Source organism: Streptomyces sp. PA03-6a (genome assembly GCF_033792765.1).
Lineage (GTDB): Bacteria > Actinomycetota > Actinomycetes > Streptomycetales > Streptomycetaceae > Actinacidiphila.
Map to the genome: position 1 here is coordinate 1 of NZ_JARAVK010000127.1, position 10,540 is coordinate 10,540.

Below are 10,540 nucleotides of genomic sequence, written 5' to 3' on the forward strand. Positions count from 1 at the left end.
GGGTACTGACAAAGCGGGGCGGGCCAGGTAGCGTCACGGAAGGTCCACATCCTGTGGACTAGACCTCATTCCTTTACTCGGATCGTCCGGCACGTTCCTGCCGGTGAAGGGACCACTGCACCATGGCTACTGTCACTTTTGACAAGGCGACCCGGATCTACCCCGGGACCGAGCGCCCCGCCGTCGACGCGCTGCAGATCGACATCGCGGACGGCGAGTTCCTCGTCCTCGTCGGCCCCTCGGGCTGCGGAAAGTCGACCTCGCTCCGCATGCTGGCCGGCCTGGAGGACGTCAACGCCGGCGCCATCCGGATCGGTGACCGGGACGTCACCCACCTGCCGCCCAAGGACCGGGACATCGCCATGGTGTTCCAGAACTACGCGCTCTACCCGCACATGACCGTCGCGGACAACATGGGCTTCGCCCTGAAGATCGCGGGCGTCAACAAGGCCGACATCCGCAAGCGGGTCGAGGAAGCCGCCAAGATCCTGGACCTCACCGAGTACCTGGGCCGCAAGCCCAAGGCGCTCTCCGGTGGTCAGCGCCAGCGTGTGGCGATGGGCCGCGCGATCGTCCGTGAGCCGCAGGTCTTCCTCATGGACGAGCCGCTGTCCAACCTGGACGCCAAGCTCCGTGTCCAGACCCGTACGCAGATCGCCTCGCTGCAGCGCCGCCTCGGCACCACCACGGTCTACGTCACCCACGACCAGACCGAGGCCATGACCATGGGCGACCGCGTGGCGGTCCTCAAGGACGGTCTGCTGCAGCAGGTCGACACCCCGCGCCACATGTACGACCGGCCGGCCAACCTCTTCGTCGCGGGCTTCATCGGCTCCCCGGCGATGAACCTGGTCGAGGTGCCGATCACCGACGGCGGCGTGAAGTTCGGCAACTCCGTGGTGCCGGTCGAGCGCGACGCGGTGCAGGCCGCGGCGGACAAGGGCGACCGCACGGTCACCGTCGGCGTCCGCCCGGAGCACTTCGACATCGTCGACGGCGACGGTTCGGGCCTGTCGAAGGACGAGCCGGCCGGTCTGGCCGTCACGGTGAACGTCGTCGAGGAGCTGGGCGCGGACGGTTTCGTCTACGGCTCGGCCGAGGTCGGCGGCGAGCACAAGGACCTGGTCATCCGCGTCGGCGGCCGCCAGGTGCCGGAGAAGGGCTCCGTGCTGCGCGTCGTGCCGCGCGCCGGCGAGAGCCACGTCTTCTCCACCTCCACCGGTGAGCGACTGAGCGACTGAGCCACTGAGCGACCGAGCGGGCGGGCGACCGGGCATCCGGTCCCCGACCGCCCGCGGACACACCCGGCCCGGCCCCCGCGCAAGGGGGGCCGGGCCGCGGCCGTTCCAGGGGCCGAATCACCCCCCATTTCCGGTCATACAATGGCGTTTCGACCATGTTCGTCAATGCGCCCGTAGTCGATCAAGGGGCATTCATCACTCATCAGAGTGGCTAAATGTCGCCAAATCATCACTCCTCGCTACCATCACTGCCGTGAACCAGGTAGCCCGCCGCATCGGCAAGTCACTCGCCCTCGTCCTCCCGGTCGTCCTCGTGCTCTCCGGCACCCTCGCCGTCACCCGCGTCCCGTGGGCGACTTCGGCGTCCGACGCCCAAGTCCTCACCGCCTCGCACCAGAAGGAGGCGGCGTCCCAGCGGTCGGCCCCGCAGGAGGTGCTCCGCCGCAAGCTGCTGGGCGAGCTGCAGGAGAAGAACCCCGGCATCGCCCTGACGCACCTGCAGCGCGAGATGAACGAGCGGCCTTCGCTGGCGCAGTACTGCGGTTCGATCGCCCGGTCCCTGGGCCGCGCCGCGGTCGCCAAGTACGGCTCGGTGCACCGCGCCCAGGCCTGGTCGCGGCCGGTCTGCGACACCGCCTTCGCGACGGGCGTGGCCTCGCTCGGATGACCCGGCGCGCGGGTCGCGTAGGGTGCGCCCATGACCGGCACGCCCGCGACCTCCCCGGCGGTGACCCAGGCCGTCCTCCTCGCCGGAGGACAGGGCTCCCGCTTGAGGCCCTACACCGACACCCGCCCCAAGCCGATGATCGAGATCCCCGGAACCGGGATCCCGATCATCGGCCATCAACTTGCCTGGCTGGCCGCCGAGGGCGTCACCGACGCCGTGATCTCGTGCGGCCATCTCGCTGAGGTCCTCCAGGAGTGGCTCGCCGGCACGGCGGCCGACCTGCCGCTGCGGGTGACCACGGTCGTCGAGCGCGAACCGCTCGGCCGCGGCGGCGGCCTGAAGCACGCCGCGGCCTCCCTGCCCCGGCCCCAGGAGCCCTGGTACGCCACCAACGGCGACATCTGGACGCGCTTCTCGCTGCGGGAGATGGCCGCCTTCCACGTCGAGCGGGCCGCGGTCGCCACGCTGGCGCTGGCCCGTCCGCGCATCCCGTGGGGCGCCGTGGAGACCGACGAGTTCGGCCACGTCCTGGACTTCATCGAGGCCCCGCCCTCGCCGTTCCTCATCAACGCGGGCGTCTACGTCTTCTCCCCCGAGTTCACCGGGCTGCTCCCGGAACGCGGTGACCACGAGCGCACCACCTTCCCCCAACTCGCCCGGGAACGGCGGCTCGCGGGCTTCCCGCTGCCCCAGGGCGCGTACTGGCGGGCCATCGACACCGCCAAGGACCTGGCCGAGGCCGCGAAGGAACTCGCCTCGCAGCCCTGAGCGCACCGACCGCGGCACAGCCCGCGCCACGGGCGGCGCCGCAGGCAGCGCCGCAGGCAGCGGCAGGGAACGACGAAGAGGCGGCCGGAGGGTGGAACCTCCGGCCGCCTCTTCCCGTGTGCCGTACGGGCGTTACGCGACCTTGCCCGAGCCGTGCCGGGCCGGGGCCCCGAGCAGCCAGCCCGAGGTCTCGCCGCTGCCCAGCAGCCCGCCGAGCGCGCCGCCGCTGTCGGAGGAACCGCCGCCGGTGCCGCCGGTGCCGTTGCCGCCGCCCTGCGTGGGCGGGTTGCTGGGCACCGTGGGGCGGGACGGGACGGACGGCGCGGTCTGCGCGGGCCCGCCGCCGGTGCCGCCGCCACTGCCGGTGTTGGCCGAGGACGACCCGGGACGCGACTGCGTGGCGTTCGGGGCCGAGGACGCCGCCCCCCGCGCCGACGGCGAGGCGGACGGGGAGGACGAGGGACCGCCGGAGCGGCCCGCCGAGGGGGCCGTGGAGGGCCGGGACGACTTCTCCCCGGGTACCTCGGGCAGCGGGGAGCCCTCGAGGTTGTTGGTCGGGACGTCGGTCGGGGCGGGGAGCTGCGAGCGCGGGCTGGTGGACCGTACGGCGGTGCCGAGGGTGGCACCGACCACGAGCGAGATCCCGACCAGCACCGTGGCCAGCACCGCGCCGCGCCGCAGCACCCGGCTCCGCAACTCCCCCAGCGGGGCGCGCGGGCCGAGCTTGCGCCAGGCCTCGCTCGCCAGCCGGCCGTCGGCGGAGTAGACCGGCGCCCCAGCGATGACCAGCGGGCTCCAGGCGGCGAGCAGGATGATGTCGGGCGTGTCGTACGCCGGGACGGTCCGCCAGCTCACCGTCACCAGCAGCGCCGCCGACAGCAGGGCGCCGATCGACGCCGCGAACCGCTGCCAGAGCCCGAAGACCGTGAGCACACCGGCGATCACCTGCAGGAAGGCCACCGTGAGTCCGGCGCCGATGGGGTGCGCGAGGGCGAGGTCGCGCAGCGGCTCGGCCAGCCCCCACGGGTGGAGCGAGCCGAGCCAGGTCACCATCGAGCCGCGCTTGCCGCCGTCGAAGTACACGGGGTCGCAGAGCTTGCCCATGCCGGCGTAGATGGAGATGAAGCCCAGGAAGATGCGCAGCGGCAGCAGCACGATGCCGAGGTTCATCCGGCGGCCGGGGTAGTAGGCGTGCCGGATGGGTTCGGCGCGTTCGCGGTTGCGGGCGCGGCCGTACTCCTCGTCGGGATCCGCGTACGGATCGAAGTCGGGGTCCTCGTCGACGGGGCCGGCGGGCGGCGCGGCGTACGCGAACTCGCTGGTGTCCTCGGGGTCGAGGTAGTCGTCGTAGGCGCCGCGCGCGGGGCGGATGCCGCCGAGCATCTCGCCGGGCGCCGGCGGCCGGCGCGGCGGGCCGACGACGGGCTGCGGCGGCTCCTCGATCCGCGGCAGCACCTGCGTCGCGGCGCCGAGGTCGGGGCCGTCCACCTGACCGTGGCGCACCGCGGCGAGCAGGTGGCCGGCAGCGGCGTCGCCGGGTTCGCTGCGCCCGGACCACACCAGGGGCGCACCGCGCCGCTGTGCGGCCGCGGAGGGGCGGACGGAGGTCGGAATGACGGGGACGCGCTGGGTCCTCGTCAGGGCACGGCCCGACGCCGTGCCGAGCTGCACGCGGAAGCTCGCGTGATTGACGATGACCTGGGCCGGGTCGGAGGAGACCTTATGCATGTTGAGCACAGGCTCGTCGGTGACCGCCGACGACCGTCCCCCCGGAGGAGTGCGGGGTGTTCTGGTGTCCACACTCATCTAACCGAGTGACACCCGATAAGGACACTGTGTGACGGGCCCCGTTGTGTCCGAGGCCCGTCAATCAGGGGTTGTCGCCGGGGCGCGCACGGGGGCGCGTCCGGGTTCAGGCCCGGCGGCGCGCCGCCTCGTAGAGCACGATGCCCGCGGCGACGCCCGCGTTCAGCGACTCGGCGCCACCCGGCATCGGGATGCGCACCCGCAGGTCGCAGGTCTCCCCGACGAGCCGCGACAGGCCCTTGCCCTCCGAACCCGCGACGACGACGACCGGCCCGGCCAGCGCCTCGAGGTCCTGCAACTCGGTCTCGCCGTCGGCGGTCAGGCCGACGACCGTGAGACCCGCCTTCTGGTAGGCCTCGAGCGTGCGGGTGAGGTTGGTGGCGCGGGCGACCGAGACGCGCGCGGCGGTGCCGGCCGAGGTCTTCCAGGCGCCCGCGGTCATCCCGGCGGCGCGGCGCTCGGGCACGACGACCCCGTGGCCGCCGAAGGCGGCGACGGAGCGGACGACGGCGCCGAGGTTGCGCGGGTCGGTGACCCCGTCCAGCGCGACGATCAGCGGGTCCTCGCCCGCGTCGAAGGCCGCGGCGGCGAGGTCCTCGGGGTGGGCATACTCGTACGGCGGGATCTGCAGGACCAGGCCCTGGTGGTTGAGCCCGTTGGTGATGCGGTCGAGCTCCGGGCGCGGCGCCTCCATCAGCGGGATGCCCCGGTCGGTGGCGAGCTTGATCGCCTCGCGCACGCGCTCGTCGTTGTCGATGAACTGCTGGACGTAGACCGCCGAGGCCGGGATGTCGGCGCGCAGCGCCTCCACCACCGGGTTGCGCCCGGCCACCAGCTCCGAGGTGGACTTGGAGCCCCGGCCGGACGGGCGGCGCGACTGCGTGGACGCGGCGCGCTTCACCTTGGCGTTCGCGGCACGCTGCTTGGCGTGCCCCTTGCGCGCCTCCGCGGGCGGGGTGGGGCCCTTGCCCTCCAGACCCCTGCGCCGCTGCCCGCCGCTACCGACCGTGGCGCCCTTCTTGTTGGACGTGCGGCGGTTCCTGCGCTGGCTGTTGCCGGCCATGGGTCACCTGTTTCCTGCTGCTGTTGCTGCTACTGCGTGAACGTACGTACGTGTCAATGATGACGCGGACGCCCGGCTACCGGGAGCCGAGCGTCCAGCGCGGCCCGGAGGGGGTGTCCTCGATCTCCAGCCCGGACTGCTGGAGCCGGTCGCGGATGGCGTCGGCGGTCGCGTAGTCCTTGCGCCCGCGGGCCGACTCCCGCTGCTCCAGCACCAGCCGGACGAGGGAGTCCACGACCCCGTGCAGGTCCTCCCCGCGGCCGTCGCCGGACCAGTGCGCGTCCAGCGGGTCCAGGCCCAGGACGCCGAGCATCGCGCGCACCTCGGCGAGGCGGGCGACGGCGCTCTCCTTGTCGTCCGCGGTGAGCGCCGAGTTGCCCTGCCGGACGGTGGTGTGGACGATCGCCAGCGCCTGCGGGACGCCCATGTCGTCGTCCATCGCCTCGGCGAAGGCCGGCGGCACCTCGGCGGCCGGCTCGACCGGGCCCGCCATCTCGACGACCCGCTGCACGAAGCCCTCGATCCGCGCGAACGCCGACTCGGCCTCGCGCAGCGACTCCTCGCTGTACTCGATCATCGAGCGGTAGTGCGGGGTGCCGAGGTAGTAGCGCAGCACGATGGGCCGCCAGCGCTTGGTCATCTCGCTCACGAGCACCGAGTTGCCGAGCGACTTGCTCATCTTCTCGCCGCTCATCGTGACCCAGGCGTTGTGCACCCAGTACTGCGCGAAGTCGTCGCCGTAGGCCTTGGCCTGGGCGATCTCGTTCTCGTGGTGCGGGAAGATCAGGTCGATGCCGCCGCCGTGGATGTCGAAGGCGGTGCCCAGGTACTTGTGGGCCATCGCGGAGCACTCCAGGTGCCAGCCGGGACGGCCACGGCCCCACGGGGTCTCCCAGGACGGCTCGCCGGGCTTGACGGCCTTCCACATCGCGAAGTCGCGGGCGTCCCGCTTGCCGGTCTCGCCCTCGCTCTCCGGCTGGCGCAGGTTGTCGAGCTCCTGGTTGGACAGCTCCAGGTAGTCCGGGAAGGAGCGGACGTCGAAGTAGACGTTGCCCTCGGACTCGTAGGCGTGGCCGCGCTCGATGAGACCGCGCATCATCTCGATCATCTCGGGCACGTGGCCGGTCGCGCGCGGCTCGTACGTGGGCGGCAGGCAGCCGAGCGCGTCGTAACCGTCGTTGAAGGCCCGCTCGTTCTCGTAACCGATCGCCCACCAGGGGCGGCCCTGCTCGCCGGACTTGGCGATGATCTTGTCGTCGATGTCGGTGACGTTGCGGACGAACGTGACCTCGTAGCCGCGGTAGGCGAACCAGCGGCGCATGATGTCGAAGTTCAGTCCGGACCGGATGTGCCCGATGTGCGGGGCTGCCTGCACGGTCGCGCCGCACAGGTAGATCGAGACGCAGCCCGGCCGGAGCGGGGTGAAGTCACGGACCTGGCGCGCGTCGGTGTCGTACAGGCGAATAGTCACGCATCAAGGGTAGTGGTCCCGGGTGCGTGCGCCGTCCGATCCACGGGAGCTTCATGGTGTTGTGACGCTCGCGGCGGCCGTCGCACCGGCCGCAGGAGCGTTCGGCTGGCGGGCGCCTCACCCGTACGGCGGACGGCACGGCCCTGCGGGCGCCGGGTCAACTCCCTCGTACCGCCGGTTACTTCGCGCGGCGGACCACCAGCGCGGTCGCCACGGCCGCCAGCCCCTCACCGCGCCCGGTGAAGCCCAGACCGTCGGTCGTCGCGCCGGAGACCGCCACGGGGGCGCCCACCGCCGCGGACAGGATCTTCTGGGCCTCGTCGCGGCGCTTGCCGATCTTGGGGCGGGGACCGATGACCTGGACGGCCACGTTGCCGATGTCGTAGCCCGCCTCGCGGACGATCCGGGCGGCCTCCGTGAGCAAGGTCACACCGGGTGCGCCCGACCACTCAGGGCGCCCGGTGCCGAAGTGCGCGCCCAGGTCGCCCATGCCGGCGGCGGAGAACAGCGCGTTGCAGGCGGCGTGCGCGACGACGTCGGCGTCGGAGTGCCCGGCCAGGCCGTCCCCCTCGCCCTCCCACAGCAGACCGGCGACCCACAGTTCGCGGCCCGCCTCGAAGGCGTGGATGTCGGTGCCGATGCCCACCTGGGGCAGCACGGGGACGTGGGGGGCCGGGGCGGTGCCCGTCGGCTCAGTAGTCATCGGTGGCCCTCCTGCGGGCGAGGACGGCCTCGGCGAGGACCAGGTCCAGCGGGCGGGTGACCTTGAAGGCCTCCTCGTGCCCCGGCACGACCAGCACCGGGACGCCGAGCCGCTCGACCATGCTCGCGTCGTCCGTGACCGGCCCGGTGACCGTGGTGTGCGCCTTGAGCAGCGTCGCCCGGTCGAAGCCCTGGGGGGTCTGGACGGCGCGCAGCAGCGAGCGGTCCGGGGTGCCGACGACGGCGTCGGTCGCCGGGTCGATCTCCTTGACCGTGTCGGCCAGCGGCAGCCCCGGCACGACGGCCGAGGCACCGTCCCGCACGGCGGCGGCGACGGCGTCGACCATGTCGACCGGCACCAGCGGGCGGGCGGCGTCGTGGACGAGCACCACCTCGACCTCGTCCGGCAGCGCGGCCAGGCCCAGCCGTACCGAGTCCTGCCGGCTCTCGCCGCCGGCGACGACCCTTATGTCCTTGGCCTCGGGCAGGCCGTTGCTGTCGAGCAGCGCCCTGACCTCGGCGACCCCGTCCGGGGGCGCCACGACGACGACCAGTGACACCGCGCGGGCGCGGGTCATGGCACGCACGGCGTGCACGAGGATGGGGACGCCGCCCAGGGTGCGCAGCGCCTTGGGCGCACCGGGGCCGAGCCGGACTCCACGTCCGGCGGCGGGAATGACTGCCGCGGTAGTCAGGTTTGTGTCCTTGGCCGAAATGGGTATCGCCTCAACGTGCCGGGCGCGAAGCCCCTGTCGGACCCTTCCGTGACACCGACAGGGCCAGCTGCCCGGGCCCGGCACCCAGTATGCAGGGGGAAGCGACGCGCGAACGAAGACGAGGGGGATCCTCGGCGTCGTCGAAGTGCCAGGCCACCGTGAGGGCACCCCGGCATGCCGCAGTGCCCGGCGTAGGGAACGCACCGGGCACCACGGCGGAAATCCGCGTCAGGACGCGAGGACCTCGTCGAGGAGGGTCTCGGCCTTGTCCTCGTTGGTGTTCTCCGCGAGCGCGAGCTCACTGACCAGGATCTGGCGGGCCTTGGCGAGCATGCGCTTCTCGCCGGCCGACAGCCCGCGCTCCCGCTCGCGACGCCACAGGTCACGCACGACTTCCGCGACCTTGATGACATCGCCGGAGGCGAGTTTCTCCAGATTCGCCTTGTACCGGCGGGACCAGTTGGTGGGCTCCTCGGTGTACGGTGCGCGCAGCACCTCGAAGACCCGGTCCAGCCCTTCCTGACCGACCACGTCGCGCACGCCGACGAACTCCGCATTGTCCGCGGGCACGCGTACCGTCAAGTCGCCCTGGGCGACCTTGAGCACCAAGTAGGTCTTGTCCACGCCTTTGATCTGGCGAGTTTCGATGGCCTCGATCAGCGCGGCCCCGTGATGGGGATAGACCACGGTGTCGCCAACCTTGAACGTCATGTGACAGGTACCCCTTCCGTGGCTATCCAGGGTAACACGGGAACGGCTGGTTCTGAATGGCGTTTTCGCAGGTCAGGGCATATCTCGGGGCTTGACAAGTGCGCCCGGAACGTGCTGCGGGAGGGGAGCGGAAGGCGGAATTCGCAGGTCGGAGTGGGTGTCGAGGGGCCCAGAAACGCTGCCGTTACACCCTCCCGGGGGCCAGGACAAGGGGAGGAACATCCCGATTTGTCGCTCTCTTGCGGGGGGTCTCTCGCTACTCCGTTCGGCCGCCCCGGGCTTCGTGTGATCCATTTTCGCACCACGCCGGATTTCCGTCCGGCGGATGAACGGTAAATGGATCTTGCCGGTGTGGCGGGAATCGTTCGGCGGAATCCCGTAATGGATTCCGCCGCGCCCGCGCCGTTCCGCCCGGGCCCCCGTGGAAGGCCCCCGACGGCCCCCTGGAACGTCTCCCGGACACCCGGGTGGGTGAAGCCCCGGCCCGCCGGGGGGTGGCCCGGTGCGGGCGCACGAGACAGGCTCGGTAACCTAATCCAGCACCAGGTAACCCGTAAGTCCCGTACGTCCGTACCTCCGTACCCCGCCCAAGGAGATGCCGCCGCCGTGAGCAGCAGCCTTCGACGCGGCGCTCTCGCCGCCGCCCTTGCACTCTCGCTCTTCCCGCTCGCCGCCTGCGCTGCCGGGAACAGCGCGGAGACGCTGCGCGTCAGGCCGGACAACGCCGCGACCAGCGTCGGCGACATCGAGGTCCAGAACGTCGTCGTGCTCACCCAGGCCACCTCCGACGGTTCCTCCTCGGTGACGGCCAAGATCTTCAACAACGGCGACGAGTCGCAGACCCTGGACTCCGTGAAGGTCGGCTCCCTGGACGCCGATCTGTCCGGCCCCATCACCCTGCCCGGCCACAGCGCCGTGCTGCTCGGCGGTGACGGCAACCCGTCCGCCCTGTTCAAGGGCGGCTCCGCGAGCAAGACCGACGGCGACTTCAAGGATGTCGTCTTCGACTTCAGCAAGACCGGCGAGGTCTCCCTGCAGAGCCTCGCGCTGCCCGCCGCCGGCTACTACGCCTCCTTCGGGCCGAGCGGGAAGCCCTCGCCCACGGAGTCCGCGAGCCCGGGCGAGTCGCCCGCCGAGGGCGCCACGGCCTCGCCGACCGAGACCGAGACGATCACCGAGTCGCCCGCCGGCTGAGCACGCCCCGGCACGCGAAGGGGCCCCGGGAGCACATCGCCCCCGGGGCCCCTTCCTGCCCGGTCACCGGTTTACGGCTCGAACTTGTAGCCCAGGCCGCGGACCGTCACCAGGTAGCGCGGCGCGCCCGGGTCCGGTTCGAACCCGATCCCGCGTGCGCTCCTCGCACCGCCCGGCCCCAGGGGGCCTGACGGGCTTCGC

At 72.1% G+C, this 10,540-nt stretch carries 10 protein-coding genes; 4 read left to right on the forward strand and 6 right to left on the reverse strand.

All coding sequences use genetic code 11. The features are described 5' to 3' along the window. Window positions 1–122: 122 nt before the first annotated feature. The 3 genes from PV350_RS27140 (at window position 123) to PV350_RS27150 (ending at window position 2,676) form a co-directional block, all read left to right on the forward strand. On the forward strand, window positions 123–1,241 hold the full coding sequence (locus tag PV350_RS27140) for an ABC transporter ATP-binding protein (protein ID WP_499513192.1): 1,119 nt from the start codon (window positions 123–125) through the stop codon (window positions 1,239–1,241). Window positions 1,242–1,494: 253 nt separating this feature from the next. Continuing rightward, entirely contained in the window at window positions 1,495–1,908 is a 414-nt protein-coding gene (locus tag PV350_RS27145) for a hypothetical protein (protein ID WP_499513191.1), read from the forward strand. A 30-nt stretch (window positions 1,909–1,938) separates the two neighbouring features. Beyond that, a complete protein-coding gene (locus PV350_RS27150; protein ID WP_500336589.1) occupies window positions 1,939–2,676 on the forward strand; it encodes a nucleotidyltransferase family protein in 738 nt (245 codons plus the stop codon). 132 nt (window positions 2,677–2,808) lie between these two features. Here PV350_RS27150 and PV350_RS27155 read toward each other — a convergent pair whose 3' ends face one another. From PV350_RS27155 to PV350_RS27180, 6 genes are all read right to left on the reverse strand, one after another. Continuing rightward, the gene (locus tag PV350_RS27155; RefSeq protein WP_500336609.1) at window positions 2,809–4,404 is read right to left on the reverse strand and encodes a DoxX family protein; all 1,596 of its coding nucleotides are present in this window, start codon (window positions 4,402–4,404) and stop codon (window positions 2,809–2,811) included. Between the two features lie 184 nt (window positions 4,405–4,588). Next, window positions 4,589–5,545: a 23S rRNA (guanosine(2251)-2'-O)-methyltransferase RlmB gene (rlmB, locus tag PV350_RS27160; protein ID WP_500336591.1), complete on the reverse strand. Its 957-nt coding sequence runs from the start codon at window positions 5,543–5,545 to the stop codon at window positions 4,589–4,591. A gap of 76 nt (window positions 5,546–5,621) precedes the next feature. Next, window positions 5,622–7,016: a cysteine--tRNA ligase gene (cysS, locus tag PV350_RS27165; RefSeq protein WP_500336593.1), complete on the reverse strand. Its 1,395-nt coding sequence runs from the start codon at window positions 7,014–7,016 to the stop codon at window positions 5,622–5,624. Between the two features lie 178 nt (window positions 7,017–7,194). Then, entirely contained in the window at window positions 7,195–7,719 is a 525-nt protein-coding gene (gene ispF / locus PV350_RS27170; protein WP_499513186.1) for a 2-C-methyl-D-erythritol 2,4-cyclodiphosphate synthase, read from the reverse strand. Beyond that, window positions 7,709–8,434: a 2-C-methyl-D-erythritol 4-phosphate cytidylyltransferase gene (ispD, locus tag PV350_RS27175; RefSeq protein WP_499516900.1), complete on the reverse strand. Its 726-nt coding sequence runs from the start codon at window positions 8,432–8,434 to the stop codon at window positions 7,709–7,711. Before ispD ends, ispF begins: the two co-directional genes overlap by 11 nt. Before the next feature lie 228 nt (window positions 8,435–8,662). After that, entirely contained in the window at window positions 8,663–9,145 is a 483-nt protein-coding gene (locus PV350_RS27180; RefSeq protein ID WP_018559600.1) for a CarD family transcriptional regulator, read from the reverse strand. A 606-nt stretch (window positions 9,146–9,751) separates the two neighbouring features. Here PV350_RS27180 and PV350_RS27185 point away from each other — a divergent pair. After that, window positions 9,752–10,339, forward strand: a complete 588-nt coding sequence (locus PV350_RS27185) for a DUF461 domain-containing protein (protein ID WP_499513185.1) — start codon at window positions 9,752–9,754, stop codon at window positions 10,337–10,339. Window positions 10,340–10,540 lie beyond the last annotated feature (201 nt).